General features: G+C 62.3%; 14 protein-coding genes. 1 reads left to right on the top strand and 13 read right to left on the bottom strand.

Annotated elements, in window-relative coordinates; all coding sequences use genetic code 11:
• Positions 1-28: 28 nt before the first annotated feature.
• Together hldE and msbA are read right to left on the bottom strand one after the other, a co-directional pair.
• Complete coding sequence (hldE, locus tag J2Y83_RS01805) at positions 29-1,453, bottom strand: bifunctional D-glycero-beta-D-manno-heptose-7-phosphate kinase/D-glycero-beta-D-manno-heptose 1-phosphate adenylyltransferase HldE (protein WP_253393028.1); 1,425 nt, start codon at positions 1,451-1,453, stop codon at positions 29-31.
• 127 nt (positions 1,454-1,580) lie between these two features.
• Positions 1,581-3,386 carry a lipid A export permease/ATP-binding protein MsbA gene (gene msbA, locus J2Y83_RS01800; protein WP_247404346.1) on the bottom strand — a complete coding sequence of 602 codons (1,806 nt, stop codon included), beginning with the start codon at positions 3,384-3,386 and terminating at the stop codon, positions 1,581-1,583.
• Between the two features lie 159 nt (positions 3,387-3,545).
• Between msbA and J2Y83_RS01795 the strand changes: the two genes are divergently transcribed.
• Positions 3,546-5,414: an O-antigen ligase family protein gene (locus tag J2Y83_RS01795; protein ID WP_253393026.1), complete on the top strand. Its 1,869-nt coding sequence runs from the start codon at positions 3,546-3,548 to the stop codon at positions 5,412-5,414.
• Positions 5,415-5,468: 54 nt separating this feature from the next.
• Here J2Y83_RS01795 and J2Y83_RS01790 read toward each other — a convergent pair whose 3' ends face one another.
• The 11 genes from J2Y83_RS01790 to waaC all read right to left on the bottom strand — a co-directional run bounded on the left by J2Y83_RS01790 (position 5,469) and on the right by waaC (position 17,733).
• Positions 5,469-6,350, bottom strand: a complete 882-nt coding sequence (locus J2Y83_RS01790; RefSeq protein WP_253393024.1) for a glycosyltransferase — start codon at positions 6,348-6,350, stop codon at positions 5,469-5,471.
• On the bottom strand, positions 6,347-7,495 hold the full coding sequence (locus J2Y83_RS01785) for a glycosyltransferase family 4 protein (RefSeq protein ID WP_253393022.1): 1,149 nt from the start codon (positions 7,493-7,495) through the stop codon (positions 6,347-6,349). Before J2Y83_RS01785 ends, J2Y83_RS01790 begins: the two co-directional genes overlap by 4 nt.
• Positions 7,496-7,580: 85 nt before the next feature.
• Positions 7,581-8,987: a PIG-L deacetylase family protein gene (locus J2Y83_RS01780; RefSeq protein WP_253393020.1), complete on the bottom strand. Its 1,407-nt coding sequence runs from the start codon at positions 8,985-8,987 to the stop codon at positions 7,581-7,583.
• Positions 8,984-9,880 carry an antimicrobial resistance protein Mig-14 gene (locus tag J2Y83_RS01775; protein ID WP_253393018.1) on the bottom strand — a complete coding sequence of 299 codons (897 nt, stop codon included), beginning with the start codon at positions 9,878-9,880 and terminating at the stop codon, positions 8,984-8,986. The genes J2Y83_RS01780 and J2Y83_RS01775 overlap by 4 nt, the downstream gene beginning before the upstream one ends.
• Positions 9,881-11,638, bottom strand: a complete 1,758-nt coding sequence (locus J2Y83_RS01770) for a carbamoyltransferase family protein (RefSeq protein ID WP_253393016.1) — start codon at positions 11,636-11,638, stop codon at positions 9,881-9,883.
• Positions 11,639-11,810: 172 nt separating this feature from the next.
• On the bottom strand, positions 11,811-13,262 hold the full coding sequence (locus J2Y83_RS01765; protein ID WP_253393014.1) for a lipopolysaccharide kinase InaA family protein: 1,452 nt from the start codon (positions 13,260-13,262) through the stop codon (positions 11,811-11,813).
• Complete coding sequence (locus tag J2Y83_RS01760) at positions 13,262-14,014, bottom strand: lipopolysaccharide kinase InaA family protein (protein ID WP_253393012.1); 753 nt, start codon at positions 14,012-14,014, stop codon at positions 13,262-13,264. Before J2Y83_RS01760 ends, J2Y83_RS01765 begins: the two co-directional genes overlap by 1 nt.
• Complete coding sequence (locus tag J2Y83_RS01755) at positions 14,011-14,745, bottom strand: lipopolysaccharide kinase InaA family protein (protein WP_253393010.1); 735 nt, start codon at positions 14,743-14,745, stop codon at positions 14,011-14,013. Before J2Y83_RS01755 ends, J2Y83_RS01760 begins: the two co-directional genes overlap by 4 nt.
• Positions 14,745-15,551, bottom strand: coding sequence for a lipopolysaccharide core heptose(I) kinase RfaP (gene rfaP, locus J2Y83_RS01750; RefSeq protein ID WP_253393008.1), 807 nt, complete (start codon positions 15,549-15,551; stop codon positions 14,745-14,747). Before rfaP ends, J2Y83_RS01755 begins: the two co-directional genes overlap by 1 nt.
• Complete coding sequence (locus tag J2Y83_RS01745) at positions 15,548-16,672, bottom strand: glycosyltransferase family 4 protein (protein WP_247407631.1); 1,125 nt, start codon at positions 16,670-16,672, stop codon at positions 15,548-15,550. The genes rfaP and J2Y83_RS01745 overlap by 4 nt, the downstream gene beginning before the upstream one ends.
• Entirely contained in the window at positions 16,672-17,733 is a 1,062-nt protein-coding gene (gene waaC / locus J2Y83_RS01740) for a lipopolysaccharide heptosyltransferase I (protein WP_253393006.1), read from the bottom strand. Before waaC ends, J2Y83_RS01745 begins: the two co-directional genes overlap by 1 nt.
• Position 17,734 lies beyond the last annotated feature (1 nt).

Raw genomic sequence — 17,734 nt, 5'->3', positions numbered from 1 at the left:
AGCACGCCCGCTCCTACTGCCGTGAGCCTTATTCGCGGTTGCGGATTTTTTCTACAATCGCGGTGGTCGAGCTGTTTTCAACCAACCCCAGCACTTTAACCTTGCCGCCGTAGGCGCTGACGATGTCGGCCCCAACCACCTGGTCGACGGAATAGTCGCCGCCCTTGACCAGCACGTCGGGCTTGACCTGGGCCAGCAGGTTTTCCGGGGTCGCTTCGGGGAAGCTGATCACCCAGTCCACCGCGCCCAGGCCAGCCAGGACTGCCATGCGCCGATCGACACTGTTGATCGGACGACCCGGTCCTTTCAGGCGGCTGACCGACGCATCGTCATTGACCGCGACGATCAGGCGATCGCCTTGGGCACGCGCCTGCTCCAGGTACGTCACATGACCGGCATGCAAAATGTCGAAGCAGCCGTTGGTGAACACAATGCTTTCGTTGTGGGCGCGCGCGTCGTCAATCGCCAGCAGCAATTGCTCGAGACTCAACACGCCGCGCTCCGAGCCTTCGGAACGCTGGATCGCACGGCGCAACTCCGGCGCGCTGATCGCGGCGGTGCCGAGCTTGCCGACCACGATACCCGCCGCCAGGTTGGCCAGGGCAACCGCGTGGGGCAATTCCTCGCCGGCCGCGATGGACGCAGCCAGGGTGGAAATCACGGTATCGCCGGCGCCAGTGACGTCGAACACTTCACGCGCACGCGCCGGCAGGTGCATCGCCGAGTAGCCCGGGCGCAGCAAGGTCATGCCGTGCTCACCGCGGGTCACCAGCAAGGCGCCCAGGTCCAGTTCGGCCATCAGCGCTGCCCCCTTGCTCACCAGTTCGTGCTCATCGGCGCAACCGCCGACGATGGCTTCGAACTCGCTGAGGTTCGGCGTGATCAGGCTGGCGCCGCGATAGATCGAGAAGTCCTTGCCCTTGGGATCGGCCAACACCGGGATGTTGCGGGCCTTGGCGGCCTGGATCAGCATCTGGTGGTTCTTCAGGGCGCCTTTGCCGTAGTCGGACAACACCAGCACCTTGATGCCTTCGAGCAACTCATCGACCTGCGCACTGAGGGCCAGGGCGTCGGTGGCGAAGGGTTCTTCGAAATCGATACGCAGCAATTGCTGGTGACGGCTCATGACCCGCAGCTTGACGATGGTCGGCTGATGGGCAATGCGCTGGAACAACGCGCGCACGCCGGCACCGCGCAGGCTGTTGGCCAGGCTGTCGGCGGCTTCGTCGTCGCCGGTCACGCCCACCAGGGAGGCTGGGGCGCCGAGGGCGGCAATATTGAGGGCAACGTTGGCAGCGCCACCTGGACGGTCTTCGATTTGCTCGACCTTGACTACCGGTACCGGCGCCTCAGGGGAAATCCGTGAGGTTCCGCCATGCCAGTAACGGTCGAGCATGACATCGCCGACCACCAAGACAGGGGCTTGATCGAATCGCGGCATGGACAACTTCATGGAGCAACCCACATACAAAATGAACAGGGGCGCGATATTAGCACAGGGTTACAGGAGGCTTGTGGGGGTGTGACAGAAGATGTTGCAGGAACGTGGGTGAGGCAGATTGCCCGCCTCACCCACGGTGTCAGGTGATATCCGCCGACACCGGCGCATCCAGGCCCATGGCATGCAGGCGGGCGTAATAGCCGTTCTGGGCGAGCAATTGGCTGTGAGTGCCACGCTCGACAATACGCCCGTCGTCCATCACCAGGATCAGGTCAGCCTTCTCGATGGTGGACAGGCGGTGCGCAATCACCAGGGTCGTGCGGCCTTGCATGACCTTGTCCAGCGCCGCCTGAATGTGGCGCTCGGACTCGGTATCGAGGGCCGAGGTGGCCTCGTCGAGTATCAGCAGCGGCGCATTCTTGAGCAGGGCGCGGGCAATGGCCAGGCGCTGGCGTTGACCGCCGGACAGCAGCACGCCGTTTTCGCCGACCTGGGTGTCGAAACCTTTAGGCAACTGGTCGATGAAGTCCTTGGCGTTGGCATCCATCGCGGCAGCTTCGACGTCGGCCCGTGGTGCGCCAGCCAAATCGCCGTAGGCGATGTTGTTGGTCACGGTGTCGCTGAACAGGGTCACGTGCTGGGTCACCTGGGCGATGTGCTTGCGCAGGTTGAGCAGTTTGTAGTCTTCGATCTCGACACCATCGAGCAGGATTTCACCGCTTTCATGGTGGTAGAAACGCGGGATCAGGCTGGCCAGGGTCGACTTGCCGCTGCCCGAGCGCCCCACCAGAGCGATCATATGCCCAGGCTCGGCGGTAAAGCTGATGTCCTTGAGCACATGGCGTTCGGTGCCAGGGTAGGTGAAGTTGAGGTTACGCACTTCCAGGCGGCCGCTGACCTTGTCGCGTTCGATTGTGCCGTTGTCGACTTCAGGCTCTTCGTCCAGTTGCTCGAAAATGCTTTCGGCGCCCGCCACACCCTTCTGGATGGTCGAGCTGACTTCCGACAGTTGGCGGATCGGCTTGGGCAGCAGACCGGCCAAGGTGATGTAGGCCACCATGTCGCCGGCCGATGCATCGCCGCGCAGGTAAAGCACCAGGAACATCAGCACCGCCATCGCGGTGTAGATCACCAGTTGCAACGCCGGGGTGTAGATCGCCCCGGTGCGGGTCATGCGCAGTTGCTTGTTGGTGTTGCCCAGGCTGGCCTTGAGGAAGCGTTTTTCCTCGTAGACCTCGCCGCCGAAGCTGCGCACTACGCGGTAGCCCTGGATGGTTTCGGAGGCCACGTGCGTCACGTCGCCCATGGCCACCTGGATCTTCTTGCTCTGTTTGCGGAATTTCTTGCTGGCCGTGCTGACCATCACCGCAATCAACGGCAGGATGGCGATCATCACCAGCGTCAGGCGCCAGTTCATGAACAGCAGCGAAGCGAACAGGAAGAGCACTGTCATGCCTTCGCGAATCACCACCTTGATCGCATCGGTCGCCGCCCCCGTGACCATGGTCACGTTGAAGGTGATGCGGGAAATCAGGTGCCCGGAGTTGTGATTGTCGAAGTAGCGATTGGGCAACGTCAGCAGGTTGTTGAACAACTGCACCCGCAGGTCGTGGACCAGACCCAGGGAAACCTTGGCCAGCAGGTAATTACCAAGAAACGAACCCAGACCCTGCCAGGCGGCAATCAGGATGATCAGCAGCGGCACGGCCTGCAGCAATTGCAGGTCCCGCAGGAGCGGCACACTGGGGAACAGCACGGCTTGCGGGTTCGAAAGGCCGTCGACAAAGTACTTGAGGATGTAACCCAGCATCGGCTGGGTCGACGCGAAAATCAGAAATCCGACGATACTCAGCGCGAACAAGCCCGCGTAGGGCCTGACGTAGCTGAGCAGGCGGAAGTATATTTTCAAGCTCGAAGGGCTTGCGCTCGGACTGGAGTCGGTCATATCACGCGGCGTTTTGAAAAAGGAGGCTGACTTTAGCACAGCTTCTCTGTTGTACTTGCACCCGCTATGACCCACGGGCCGGTTGAATCCGACCGGCGACATTATATAGCCACTACTCTAAGATGGTCGGCTTTCCCTTTCTGAAATGGCTTTTACCGTATGCAGTGCAAGCGCCTTACCTATGGTTCAAATCGCGTCTTCGACTTCCTGGTCCTATGGATTTTACCCATCGGCTTGTTGCTCTTGCTGAGTTCGCTGTTCTTCGTCACCAATCGCAATGTGCTGCACAAGCTCTACTACGCCCTGTTCAGCGCGCCGACGTTGCTGCTGCTGTGCCTGCGCCCCAGGGAATTCAGGGAATTGCTGCGTGAGCCGCTGGCCATCGCCTTCCTGGCCTTCTCCGCCTGGGCCATGGCCAGCCTGCTTTGGAGTCCGGAGCTTCATCCCGACATCTACCTGTTCAAGCAACCGCTACACACCTTCATGCTGTTTGGCGGCTGCGGGCTGTTGCTGCATTACCGCAACGAACTGTTCAAGCCGATTTTCTTCAGTGCGGCGGTGATTGCGCTGGTGGTGTGCCTGTGCAACCTGGTGGCTTTCGCCAAAGGGTTAGAGCCAGGCGTGGAAACGCGCATGATCGGCGGCCGCGGTGCTCTCGACAATCCGCTGCTCAGCTCCCACGTGTTCGGTTTTTTTGCCGTCTACTGGTTGTATGTCTGCATGACCAGCCAGCGCTTGCCGGTGTTGTGGTTCAGCGTACCGGCCCTGGCCATCATGACCGCCGCGGTCCTGGCCACCGGTTCCCGCACGCCGCTGGTGGCACTGACCCTGGCTGTCCTGTGGATGAGTTTTGTCAGCCGTAACCGCCGCTCAGCCTTGATGATCGCGGGCCTGGTCCTGGGCGCCGCCGCGCTCTTGCTGTTTTACCCTGAACTGATCACCAACCGTGGCAGCTCGTTCCGCTTCGAACTGTGGAGCATGACGCTGCAGCGCATCGCCGACCATCCGTGGATCGGCCACAGCTACGACTCCGAGCTGTACCTGACCCTGGCTCAGGTCGACGAGTACCAACTGCGCGAACCCCACAGTTTTGCCCTGGGCGTCCTGTATTACGTCGGCATCATCGGCTTCATCCCTTGGGCCTTCATGCTCGGCTGGGGCCTGTACAAAAGCCTCAAAGAACGGGCGCAACCGCTGTTCATCCTCGCCTCATCCCTGCTGGCCTACGGCATCGGCGCCGGCCTGACCGAGGGCGGCGGCATCCTGTCGCGGCCCAAGGAGCACTGGTTCCTGCTGTGGATTCCTTTGGCGATCATCGCCGGCCTGAGCATCGCCCAACGCCGCCACAGCCTGCTGCGCATGCCGGTGCAAACCCTCAAGGCCGAGGCCTTCGATCAACTGTGCCACAACGCCCATGTAATTGAAGCCGACGGCCTGGGCCCGAAAGTCCTGCGCCTGGAAGACGGCAGTTTCCTCAAGGTCTTCCGCGCACGCCACTGGTATACCTCGGGCAGCTTCAACCCTTACTCCGAGCGGTTTGCCAGCAACGCCGAACAATTACGCAGCCTGGGTATTCCCACGCCGCAGATTCTCGGCGTGTATGGTCTGCCCGACACCAGCAGCGCCGTCAGCTACTCGCCACTGCCCGGCTTGACCCTGCGCCAAGCCCTGCAGAGCCTGGACAGTGGCCTGCGCGAATCGCTGATCGAACGTTTCGGCCAATTCATGGCCCAGCTTCATGAGCGCGGCGTGTACTTCCGTTCGCTGCACCTGGGCAACGTGCTGCTGATGGATGACGGCGAGTTCGCACTGATCGATATCGCCGACCTGCGCATCTTCCCGTCGGCGCTACGCAACGCCTTGCGCAAGCGCAACCTGCGCCATATGCAACGCTACCCGCAGGACCGCAACTGGCTGTTCGAAACGCACTTCGAGCAACTGGTCAAGGGTTACGCCAGCGTTGCCAGCCCGCAAGCCACGGCAAAAATCCGCGAGCAAGTACAGGGCCTGGCTCGCCCGGTCGCCTGATAAAAAAGGCGACTATCACCGCTGATAGTCGCCTTTTTTCACCGCCCCGCCGCCTCAGCTTCTGAGGGGCGCCAGGTACAACCGCAGCAACCCACGCAGGGTCTTGCGCCCCCAAAACTTCAACGGGATCTGCTTGAGGATCTCCCGCGCCAGCGGCCGGTCGCGGTCGGCGGTCTTGAGGAACATCGAGTTCAGGAAGTTGTAGCGCACCGCGTCATACGACGGGTGTTCGCTGAACAATCCATACGTCTTGAGGATGTTCTGAATCATGTAGCGGTGGTTTTTGTAGGTGTTGGTGGCGTGCTGGCGATAGCGCGCCATGACCACGTTCAACACGTCGATGGTGTAACCGGCGTGGGTGATCTTCAACTCGATCAGCAAATCTTCCAGGGGAATCAGCGGATCGAAGCCCCCCACCTGCTCCAGCGCATCGCGGCGGATCAACAGGGTCGGCGCCGGCGGGAACGGTTTGCGGTCGAGGAACAGGTCATCGAAGTCCAGGCTGCGAAACGGCAGGTCCCGGCGCTGTTTCTTGTCGGGATAGGGCTGACCATCGCCATCGATCAACTCGATGTTGCCGGCGCAGATGCCGACCTTGGGTTTGCCTTCCATATAGGCGACCTGGGTCGCAATGCGCTCGGGCAACATGATGTCGTCGGAACCGAACGGCGCAATCAGCGTGCCTTTGGCCCGGGCAATCGCGCCGTTGAGCGTATTGGTCAGTCCCTGGTTCTGCTGGACCTGGAAATCAAAGCCATGTTCGGCCTGCAAACGCCGGATGCGCTCGACGCTGTCATCCTTGGAGCCATCGTCGACCACCAGCAGTTCGATGTTGGCATAAGTCTGCCCCAGCACACTGAGGATGCTCTGCTCGATGTACGGGCCATGGTTGTAGGACGCGATGATCACCGAGACCAGCGGTTGTGACTGATTCATGCTCTACCTACTTCACGCAAACCGGTTTCAATCAGGGTCAGGTACTTGTGCTTGAACTCATCCAGGGTGTGGTTGGCGACCAGGTAACGGAACACCTCCTCGCCCTTGGCATGCAGCTCCTCATCACTCAGCGCCAGGTAAGTATCCAGCGCCGCGGCCAGTTGCTCGACGTTGCCCGGATCGTGGGACAGACCGCCCGCACCCTGCACCAGCGGCAGCATCGCTGGGCCGTTGGAGGCAATCACCGGCAAATGCCCGCTCATGCCTTCCAGCAGCGCCAGGCCCAGGCCTTCGAACAGCGACGGCATGGTCCAGATATCGAAACCGCGCACGTACTTCATGCCGTCTTCACGAAAGCCCAACAGATGCGCGCGGCCGGTCAGGCCCAGGCGCTCGATGTCGGCACGCAGGTCGGCTTCGGCACGGCCGGAACCGATGATCCCCACCTGGGCCTGCGGGTATTTGTCCTTGAGCGTGGCGAACGCTTGCAGCAAATGCGTGTGGCCTTTGATCGGCACCAGCCGACCCAGGGCGCCAATCATCCGCGCCTCCAGCGGCAGGCCCAAGGCCTTGCGCGCTTCATCGCGAGGCAACTGCAAGGCTTCTGCCTGCGGGATGTCGATGGCGTTGGTGACATAGGTGGTGTTTTCACGGGTGAACCCGCAATTGAGCGCCACCAGGTACTCTTGCACCGCCTCCGACACGCCAACGAAACGCCACGCCGGGCTCACCCAGCGCTGGGTCTGACGCCGACGGTAGCCACGGGCGTACTCGCCAAATCCATGGGAGATGCCAATGCACAGCGGAATCTTCAACCAGCGGTTGAGGGACAGCATCATGTTCACCGACTTGAAGCGGTTACAGATGACCACATCGAACTTCTGCTCGCGGCAATACTTGTAGATCTGCCACATGGCGCCAAAGCGGATGCCTTTGAGGGACTTCTCCGGCAGTTCGAAATAGTGGGAGTGCTCGGCCACGCTCAGCGGCTGACCCGGTAACGGGCGGCCACTGAGAAACCCCGATGTCACCTCGAAGCGTTCAACCGGTAACGATTTGACGATCTGCTCACCCAGGTCGGCGAAATCATTGGTCTTGACGTTGTAGTCCGGTTGTAACTGCAAAACCTTGAAACGAGGCTTCATAACTCTCCATGCAGCGATCTGGCAGCGGGCACGCAGCCCGGCAAAATGGTGCGGCAAACGGATGCGGTCTGCCGTAAATAAGGTCTCAGTCCTGCTTCAGGACCCACAGCAACTCATGACGACGTACAGCCTTGCGGAAGAATTCGTTCTCTCCGTAGGGCGATGGGCTACGCCCGGCCAGCACCTGTTGCAACCAGCGACGCACACGGCGCTTGAACGGCGCGCGCGGTTGCAGGTCGTGCATCATGCCCAGGGCCATGGCCTTGTCCTGCTGCTGGTCCAAGGCGAGCGTGAAGCTGCAAGGAACCAGTTCGTCCGCTGAATCGAAACGCGGCGGCAGGGCCACGCCGGCACCCGAGTCGCCCATGGGCCAGCGGTCGTTATCATGCAAGTGATTGGCGTAGCCAAGCAATGTGTCGGGCTGCCACGCCAGGCCGTCCAGGGCTTCCAGCATCGCCGCATGCGCGCAGATATGGTCGGCGTGCGGGTCAAGCAATGGCGTCGGCAGCACGATCACCTGCGGCCGCGCCTTGAGCAGCAGCGCGCGCAGGTCGGCGATCAGGTTGTGCCAGGTCGGCGCACCGTCTACGTCACCGGGCAGCGTATAAGCATTGAACTGGCGAAACAGCCGCGTATCGCTCAATTGCGCCTCGCGGGAGGCTTGAGGCTGGTCCGGCGCGGCCTGCATGGCCGCCAACTGCATGCAGAAGTAACCCAATTGCACGCACTGCGCCTCGGGAACGCCGGCCCAGCGCGGCACCGCAATGCTGTCCCAGGCCCGCAGGCGCCCTTTGATTCGCGCCGCTTGCGCCTTGGGCAGCCCCATCTGTTGATAATGTTCGGCTTCGATTTCACCAGCGGTCAGCGTGACGATCCAGCTTTCGGCCGCCTGGCTGTACAAGCTGAACGCAGCCAGTTCAGCGTCGTCGGCATGGGGCGCAATCACCATCACGCGTTGCTGGCGATAATCCGGCTGGCGGAAACGCCAGAGCGTCGGCTGGCCGTTGATCCGGCAAAAACGCCCGCGCAACTGCAGCTTGCCGGCGGCCAACGCGTCGGCGGCGCCTGTCAGGTTGAGGTAACGCCGCCCGGCGACGCCACGCTCGAACACTTGCCGGTCCGGCGTGTCCAGGCCCAGCAGCTCCACCGCTGGGTCGATGAAACGCCCGAGCCACGAGCTTTTCAGCTCGATGCCGACGATCAGCGTGTCGTCCGCTGCCAGCGGTGCATCCAGCACCAACCGTCCCGCGTCCAGGCGCAGGCCTGGCTGCTCACTGTCGTGGGAGAACGCGTAGGCATAATCCTCGTTGGGCGAATAGAACAGGTGATCGGCAAACCAGGCTTCATGGGCGGCCCACAGCACCATCGCCAGGATCAACGGCAGCCACCACGCCACGAGCACGCCGGCCGCGATCAGCACCAGCAGGGCGATCAGCAGCGCGATGCGCTTGGTGCGCCGATGACGCTTGAGCAGTTGCTGTTTGCGGCTCATAGGCTGAACACCGGCACCGGGTTGCACCAACGCTCCTTGTATTCACGATCGGCCCGCCCGAAAGAAAAGCGCAGCGGCTTATCCACCGCCCGCGCCTGTTCCCAGGCGCTTTGCGTATTGAGGAAACTCAACACGCTGCCGGGGCTGAAAGCACGGGTCTCGGGGTCGACACCGCCGTTAACGTATTCGATGCTGACCCACTCGGGCGCCTCGACGCGATACACCAGTTGCACGGCAATCGGCGCATCGTTGAGAAACAGTACCGAGCCCACCAGGAACTCCTTGAGCAAGCCCAGCACCTGCGCCAGATGCTCGGCACCGGTAGCCGGGAAGCCCCAGCGGCGCTGGAACAGGTCGCAGTAGATCGCCGCCAGCTCGCTGCTGGAAAACTCACTCACCGCCCGCACCACGCCGCCCGCCTCTTCCAGCAATCGCAATTCGCGGCGCTGGTTGTAGCGAAACTTCTTCGACAGGTCTTCCGGGATGCGCGCCATGGCCAACTGCTCGGCCTGGGGCTTGAGGGTGCTGACGCGCCCCTCGTTCAACGCCGACAGGTAGCGCCCACGATGACGTACCGGCAACAGCGCGTCAGTTGCAATCGGCAGGATGATTTCGGCATTGCCCAGATCAAACACACCTTTCTTGCCGCTGCGCTTGAGCACGTCCTTGGACAAGGCCAGGTCGCGCCCCCAGGTGGCAATCGCGCCTTTGAGTTCGCCGTCCTGCTCCCAGCCCAGGTACCGCACCGGAATCTGCGCCAGATCCGCCAACCGTTCGACGATCAGCGGATGCGTCGCCACGCTGCCGCCAAACCGCTGCCAGGCCTGGGCGTAAACCTCGGCCTCGACAGGCACCCAGCCGCGTTCACGCCAACCCTGGAAGCGATTCAGCATTTAAACCACAGCGTCATAAGGGTCCACGCCGTCCTTGACCACCAGGATGTCTTCCATGATCAGGTACTGCAGGTCGGAACCGAAGAACATGTTCAGCGCGTCGGTCGGCGAGCAGATCATCGCTTCGCCACGACGGTTGAGCGAGGTGTTCAGGGACACGCCGTTACCGGTCAGCACTTCCAGCTCTTTCATCATGTCGTAGTAGCGCGGGTTGTATTCGCGCTTGAGCACCTGGGCGCGGGACGTGCCATCTTCATGGACCACTTCCGGTACGCGGGTCTTCCACTCTTCCGACACTTCAAAGGTGAAGGTCATGAACGGCGCCGGGTGATCGACCTTGATCATCAGCGGAGCCACGGTGTCGAGCATCGACGGGCAGAAAGGCCTCCAGCGCTCGCGGAACTTGATCTGATGGTTGATGCGGTCAGCCACGCCGGTGGCGCTCGGGCAACCGATGATCGAACGACCGCCCAAGGCACGCGGACCGAACTCCATGCGGCCCTGGAACCAGGCCACCGGGTTGCCGTCGACCATGATCTTGGCGATGCGTTTAGGCATGCTGTCGATCTTGCGCCAGTCCGGCTTGCTCGGGTGCTTGGCGCAAGCGGCGATCACGTCTTCGTTGCTGTAGGACGGGCCGAGGTAGACGTGTTCCATCTTCTCCACCGGCACACCACGGGCATGGGACACGTAAGCGGCTGCGCCCACGGCGGTGCCGGCATCGCCGGACGCCGGCTGCACGAACAGCTCCTTCACGTCGTCACGGGCAATGATCTTCTGGTTCAGCTTGACGTTCAGCGCACAGCCGCCAGCGAAGGCCAGCTTGCCGGTTTCCTTGAGGATGTCGCCCAGGTAGTGGTCGATCATCTGCAGGGACAGCTTCTCGAACAGCGCCTGCATGCTCGCCGCGTAGTGGATGTACGGTTCGTCGGCGATATCGCCTTCGCGCTTGGGCCCCAGCCACTCGATCAGCTTCGGCGAGAAGTAGAAACCCTTGCCCTTCTCTTTGTAGCGACGCAGGCCGATGACGTTGGCATAGTCGGTGTTGATCACCAGCTCGCCGTTTTCAAAGGAGGCCAGGCGCGAGAAATCGTACTTGCTGGCGTCGCCATAGGGCGCCATGCCCATGACCTTGAACTCACCGTCGAGCATCTCGAAACCGAGGAACTCGGTGACCGCGCCGTACAGGCCGCCGAGGGAGTCCGGATCGTAGAATTCCTTGATCTTGTGGATCTTGCCGTTTTCGCCGTAGCCGAAGAACGTGGTGGCGTACTCACCCTTGCCGTCGATCCCCAGGATCGCGGTTTTCTCCTTGAAGCCGGAGCAGTGGTAGGCACTGGAGGCGTGGGCCAAGTGGTGTTCAACCGGCTCGATCTTGATTTTCTTCGGATCGAAGCCCAGTTGCTCCAGGCACCAGACGATCTTGTTGCGGTAGCGCTTGTAGCGCCGGTTGCCCATCAGGATCGCATCGAGAGCGCGGTCCGGGGCGTACCAGTAACGCTTGGCATAGTGCCAACGCGCTTCACCGAACAGGCTGATCGGTGCGAACGGGATCGCGACCACGTCAACGTCGGAAGGCTTGATGCCGGCCTGTTCCAGGCAGAACTTCGCCGACTCGTAGGGCATGCGGTGCTTTGCATGCTTGTCGCGCACGAAGCGTTCTTCTTCGGCGGCCGCGATCAGCTTGCCGTCGATATACAGGGCTGCGGAAGGATCATGGCTAAGGGCGCCGGACAGGCCAAGAATCGTCAATGCCACAGGGGTCTAGCCTCTTTTAGTCTGCATGCAGGCGCGTTACGCCTGAAAAAAGTGTGCCTCTCGCCTGGGCGAGAAACAGCTAAAGGGCGGGATTATAGCTTAAAAGCAGATAGAAGCTGTTAGCGGCAAGCGTCAAGGAGGCTTAGCGGGGGCTTGCCCCGATAGGCCCGCTTCAACCGGCGCCGCCGACCTCCCTCGGTAAACGCTGATCGATGACCTGATACAGCGCGCTGTCTTGCGGCCAATTACGCATGAAGCGCGCGCGGTCCTTGGCGAACGCTGGGGCGAAGCTGGCGTCGGAGCGGTGCTGGCACATCGCATCGAGGTCGATCAAGGCCCAGCGGCCGTCGTGCCAGAACAGGTTGTGGCCCTTGAAATCGCCATGGCTGATGCGCTCGCGGATCAGCTCGGCGAACAGCTGGTCCAGCGCCAGCAGTTCGTTTTCAGGCGCGTCGCCCTGCTCCACATACGGCGCGAAACGTTCGATAATGTCCGGTCCTGGCAGGTATTCAGTGACCAGGTAAGCACGGCTGCGCAGCCAGAAAAAACGTTTTTCCAGCACGGCCAGCGGCTTGGGCGTGGCAATGCCGAGGAACGCCAGGCGATTGCCTTCGCGCCAGGAATGCCAGGCGCGGCTCGGGCGCCAGAAACGCTTGAGCCAATGGGCGAAGCCCTTGATGTTGTAACGTTTGATCACCAGCGGGCGGCCAGCCACCTCGACCTTGGCCACGCTGGCCGCACCGCCGGTCTTGTACAAATGCCCCTGCTCGAGCAACGCATCGGCCTGTTCCAGTACCGGCAGCATCGCGGGCTCTTCCTCGCGACGGATCGCCCGCAAGCCAAACGCGCCGCGCACGACGCTGAACAGCGTGCATTCGCGGCCGACCTTGTCGAGGAAGTCCTTCAGGCGCCAGATGCTGACCTTGCGCACCTGTTTCTCCAGGGCTTCCAGCGGTAACGCGTGCTCGCCGTTGCTCAGCAAGTAATACACCAGCAATTCTTCGGTAAACGGCGCGAGGTTTTTCGGCAACTGGGCGAAAAACACGCCGAGATTTTCCAGCACCCGGTTGCGCGACAGCGGCTGGCCCGCCTGTTCCACGCAGATCCCGGCACCATCGATCAGGTACAGCTTGCCACCCTGGCGCAGCAGGTTGTCCAGGTGCAGGTCTTCCTGCCACAGGCCCTTGGCGTGCATGCGGGCAATCGCGCCCAGCGCTTCAGCGAGCACGGCGGTCTGCTCATCGGCCAACGGCGGCAGGCCTTCGACCGCCTGCCAGGCATCGGCCAGGCTTTCGGCGCCGTCGATAAACTCAAACAGCAGCCAGCCGCCCTCGCCTTCCTGCAAACCATCGGCCAGCAGCAGCGGCGTGGTCAGGCCTTGTTCGGCCAGCAGGCGCACGCCCTTGAGCTCACGCTGAAAATGCCGCGCCGCCTTGCTGCCCACCAACAACTTGGCCAACACCGTGCGACCGCGCCAGACGCCCGCGCCCACATAGCGCTGTCCCGGCAGCACGCGCAACAGGCTGAGCAATTGCAGTTGGCCGGGGCCCGCCGCGTCCGCCAGTTCGATCGTCATCGGTAGGCTCGGCGTGCGGCCGGCATTTTTCAGCGCGGATAAACGCATCAGCGGTTCTCCTTATGGCTGCGGCGGGCGGTCAGGCGCTGCTGCCAGGTGGCGACCAGTGGGCTGTCTTCAGGTTGCTCCAGATACGCCGCCAGCAGGTGACGAATTTGCGCATCCGACCACTGCGGCGCACGGCGCAACAGCGGCTCAAGGTCCTTGACCCGGTCACGCCAGCCAAACAGCAGCGGACGGGTTTTCTCCAGGTCGATCAACTGCGCGGCATAACCGTCGCCGGTGGCCTGCAGGAAAATATGCTTGGGGTAAAAACACCCGTGGACCTGACCCACGCCGTGCAGACGGCGCGCCAATTGGCCGCAGGCCAGCAGGATCGCACGATGCTGGACGTCGCTCAGTTGCGACCACTGCTCGAGCAACGAGTCCAGGTCATTCCAGCCGTCCAGGGCACGGGTCAACAGCATTGCGCGGTGCTCGCCAGCGACTTTGCGCTCACCGTAGAACGCCGCCTGCAATGCCGGGATACCCAGCGTGCGATAACGGCTGATGTTGCGAAACTCGCGGGAAAAACTCGGTTCGCCAAACGGCCGGTGCAAGCTGCGCGTGAGGTAGTTGCTCTGGCGCTTGAGGTAATAACCGTGGCCGTCGAGTTCCAGGCGAAACACGCTGCTCCAGCCGCCACGGCTGGTGTTCGGCTCGTCCACCGCGTCCAGTTGCTTGGCCCACAGGGCGTCGAAACTGGCCAGACCGTTGCGCTCCAGCAGAGCGCGGTCTTCGGCCGCCAGGAAATCACTCATTCGCGTCCCTCGAAAAACTTCACCACATGGCGAATTCGCTGTTTGTCCGACGCACTCAGGTGCGTGCGATCGCGGTATTGCAGGTAGAAGCGCAGGCGCTGGGTGGCCGACAGGTGATACTTGGCCACCTTGTCCAGGCAGGCCAGGTCTTTGGTGATGCGGTATTTGAGCCAGAACCCGCGCCAGAAGTCGCCGTTGGGGCAATCGATCAGGTACAGGGTGCGCTGGTCGTCGATCAGCAGGTTGCGCCACTTCAAGTCGTTATGGGTAAAGTGATGATCGTGCATGATGCGCGTGTATTCGGCGAGCTGGCGGCTGACCGCATCGACCCACCTGGGGTCTTTGAGGCGCACATCGTTGCGCTCGGCCAGCACCGACATGTCCTGGGTCTTGGGCAACTCACGGGTGATCAGTGCACCCCGGGCATACGCCAGGCCATTGCGCTCCAGGCCCCAGGCGACCACGTCGGCGGTGGGAATGCCCCACTTGGCGAAACGCTTGAGGTTCTGCCATTCGGACTTCACCCGCGGCCTGCCCAGGTAGCGGCGCAGGCCCTTGCCGGCACCGACATAGCGCTTCACGTAATAATTGACCCCGCCGCGCTCCACCCGGATCACTTCCGACAGCGGGTCGCGGGTCAGCCGCTCGCCTTGCAGGGCGAACACGGCTTCAAGGCTGCCAAAATCATCCGCCAGGGCAGCGTATGCGGGCTCCAGGTTCCAACCCGCCATCAGAGCGCATCCCCGTAACGTTGTTTGCGTGCGTAGAGCTTGGCTGCCTTGCGCTCCAGCCACTGCAGCAGCGCGGCCTCTTCGGCAAGAATCTGGCGCAACGGCTGTTGAAAGTAGCCCTTGAGAAAGCGCAGTTTGTCGCCCCGGGTCAGGCCGATATCCAGCGCCGAGAAATACAGCGCCGCCAGGTCCTTGTTGCGCCAGCGCAACGGGATCTTCGAGCGTACCTGCGCACGGTGCAGATCGATCACCGACAACTTGAAGTCGTCGGCCACCAGCGGCTTGTCTGTGTGCAGCAGGAAATGGCAGATGTAGCAGTCGCGATGGTTGACCCCGGCGCGGTGCATCATACCGGTCATGCGCGCCACTTCGGCGATCAGCGCGTGCTTGATGACCGGCGATGGCGGTTGCTTGAGCCAGTCCATGCTCAGGTCTTCGAGGCTGACGGTAGGCGCCAGCTCCTCGGTGACGATAAACGAATGCTGATCGGCCGGGTTGCTGCCCTTTTCGCCATAGGCCACGGCGGTCATGGTCGGCACGCCGACGTGCTGCAAGCGCTGGATCGCCAGCCATTCCTGGCCGGCGCCCAATACCGGCAACTTCGCGGTGATCAGGTTCTTGAGGATTTCGGCCCAGCCGATACCTCGGTGGATCTTCACGAAATAACCGCGCCCCTCGACCTCAGTGCGCAAGGTTCGACGGGCGTCCAGTTCGCGGTACACCAGGCCGTCCAGTTTCTCGACTTCAGCGAACGCATCGCGTCCGGCCCAGAGGGTCTTGAACGGTTCGGCAAGCATCAACTTCATCGGTTCGGCTCCGCCAGAATCAGGTCCGCAGCGTACTGCGGCATGCTATAGAGGTCGGCCGTCTCGGCGAAGGCCAGACCATTGCGACTCATGGTCGCGCGCGCTTGTGGATCGTCGAGCATATCGACCAGGTATTGATTGAGCTGAGCCTGTTCGAACGGTTCGTCCAACACCCGGCCATTGCCGGCCTTGTCGATATAGAAGGCGTAACCGCAGACCTTGCTCACCAGCACCGGCAGGCCCGCGACGACCGCCTCGATCAGCACCATGCCGGCGGCTTCGTTGTAGGCCGGGTGGATCAACAGGTCGGCCCCCAACAGAAAGCGCGGAATATCGCTGCGCCCCTTGAAGAAATGCACCTGCTCACCCAGGCCCAGTGCGGCGCTCTGCAACTGGAATACTTTGGGGTCGTCCTGACCGATTACAAATAGCCGGGTACGTTTCTTCAGCGCCGACGGCAATGCGGCCACGGCCTTGAGGCTGCGGTCGACGCCCTTGGTCTTGAAGCCGGAACCGATCTGCACCAGCAGCAAATCATCCTCGGCCAGGCCGAACTCACCGCGAAACTGCGCGCGAATCTGCGCGGCATCGGGCGGCGCGCGACGGTCACGGGCGATGCCCGGCGGCAGCAAATGAAAGCGTTGCGCCTGGGTGCCGTAGTAGCGCGTGAACAACTCCTGCTGATGGGCCGAGAGCACCATGATCTGGGTCTTGGCGCTCTGTTCGAAGACGGCGCGCTCGTACTCGGCAAAGTGCTTGTAGCGGCCGAACCAGCGGTACATCGGGTTGCGCAGGGTTTGCGCCTTGTCTTCAAACACGCCGTCGGCGGCGAAGTACAGGTCCAGCCCGGGCATTTTATTGAAGCCGACCACGCGATCCACCGGGCGCTTGGCCAGGTCGGCCTGAATCCAGGCGTAGAGTTTTTCGTTGCGGCGATGGTTGAACAGCGCCTTGACCGGCGCCACCAGCACTTCGAAGCCGGGCGGCACATCGCCCTCCCAGATCAGGGTGTAGACACGGATCTGATGACCGCGCTGCTGGCACTCCAGGGCGATACGCATGAAGTCGCGCTGCAAGCCACCGAACGGGAAATACTTGTACAGAACAAACGCCAGTTGCATCAGTGCATCTCCTCGGCCAGTAACAACGTGCTCAGCCGGCTCGCCACACGCTCGGGGTTCAGCCGCGTGAAGCACAGGGGCGATTCGCGCTTGAGGTCGAACCGACGCAGATCGTCGGCCGTGGGTTGATAAGTACACTGCTTTTGCAGGCAGGGCGCACATGGGAAGTCGCTGGCCAGGTGAATCTGGCTCTTGCCATAGGCGCCGGTCAGGCCTGGGTTGGTGGGGCCGAACAGGGAAATGGTCGGCACGTCCAAGGCTGCGGCCAGGTGACCGAGGCCGGTGTCTACCGCGACACAGGCGCGGGCGCCAGCCAGAACACGGGCGACGCCGGCCAGGTTCAATTTGGGCAGCACCTCGGCATTGTCCAGGCCGTGGGCCAGGCGTTCGGCGCGGGCCTTTTCGGCGGCATTGCCCCACGGCAACTTCACGTCCACGCCCAGGCGGCCCATGCGCTCTGCCAGCTCGCGCCAGTAGGCTTCGGGCCAGTGCTTGGTGTCCCAGGTGGTGCCGTGCAACAACAACACAAAGGGTTTTTTCGGCGGCAGGCCGAGCAGCTTGTCGACACTCAGGCCGTAGTCGCCCAAGGCCTTGGGCAAGTCATAACCGAGGGCCACGGCGAACAGTTGACGCAAACGCTCCACCGCGTGCTGCCCACGGGCTACGGCCAGGCGCCGTGAATAAAAATGCGCCGCGATCGGCTCACGGGCGGAGTTCTTGTCGAAACCGGCCACCGGGGCTCGCACGTAGCGGGTCAGCCAGGCACTTTTCAGCAGGCCTTGGGCGTCGATTACCAGGTCGTATTTGGTCGACTGGATACGTTGCTTGAAGCGCCGCCATTCGCCACTTTTGAAGGTTTGCCAGAGGTTTTTGCGCCAGCGGCGTATCGCCACCGGGATCACCTTGTCCACCGCCGGGTGCCAGGTGGGGATCTCGGCAAAGCCTTCTTCCACCACCCAGTCGAACCGAATGCCCGGGATCGCCCGCGCTGCATCGGTGAGTGCCGGCAACGCATGGATCACGTCGCCCAGGGATGAGGTCTTGATTACCAGTACCCGCAAC

Source organism: Pseudomonas marginalis, assembly GCF_024169655.1.
In the GTDB taxonomy this organism is placed as follows: Bacteria; Pseudomonadota; Gammaproteobacteria; order Pseudomonadales; family Pseudomonadaceae; genus Aquipseudomonas; species Aquipseudomonas paraveronii.
The sequence above is the reverse complement of the archived record's forward strand: the minus strand, read 5'-3'. Positions and strand labels throughout refer to the sequence as shown.

Coding starts and splice junctions, on each gene's coding strand:
- J2Y83_RS01745 (WP_247407631.1), bottom strand. CDS start 16,672: ATGCAACTGGCGTTTGTTCTGTACAAGTATTTCCCGTTCGGTGGCTTG.
- J2Y83_RS01775 (WP_253393018.1), bottom strand. CDS start 9,880: ATGCTGAATCGCTTCCAGGGTTGGCGTGAACGCGGCTGGGTGCCTGTC.
- hldE (WP_253393028.1), bottom strand. CDS start 1,453: ATGAAGTTGTCCATGCCGCGATTCGATCAAGCCCCTGTCTTGGTGGTC.
- J2Y83_RS01760 (WP_253393012.1), bottom strand. CDS start 14,014: ATGAGTGATTTCCTGGCGGCCGAAGACCGCGCTCTGCTGGAGCGCAAC.
- rfaP (WP_253393008.1), bottom strand. CDS start 15,551: ATGAAGTTGATGCTTGCCGAACCGTTCAAGACCCTCTGGGCCGGACGC.
- J2Y83_RS01795 (WP_253393026.1), top strand. CDS start 3,546: ATGCAGTGCAAGCGCCTTACCTATGGTTCAAATCGCGTCTTCGACTTC.
- J2Y83_RS01785 (WP_253393022.1), bottom strand. CDS start 7,495: ATGAAGCCTCGTTTCAAGGTTTTGCAGTTACAACCGGACTACAACGTC.
- J2Y83_RS01780 (WP_253393020.1), bottom strand. CDS start 8,987: ATGAGCCGCAAACAGCAACTGCTCAAGCGTCATCGGCGCACCAAGCGC.
- J2Y83_RS01755 (WP_253393010.1), bottom strand. CDS start 14,745: ATGGCGGGTTGGAACCTGGAGCCCGCATACGCTGCCCTGGCGGATGAT.
- J2Y83_RS01790 (WP_253393024.1), bottom strand. CDS start 6,350: ATGAATCAGTCACAACCGCTGGTCTCGGTGATCATCGCGTCCTACAAC.
- msbA (WP_247404346.1), bottom strand. CDS start 3,386: ATGACCGACTCCAGTCCGAGCGCAAGCCCTTCGAGCTTGAAAATATAC.
- J2Y83_RS01765 (WP_253393014.1), bottom strand. CDS start 13,262: ATGCGTTTATCCGCGCTGAAAAATGCCGGCCGCACGCCGAGCCTACCG.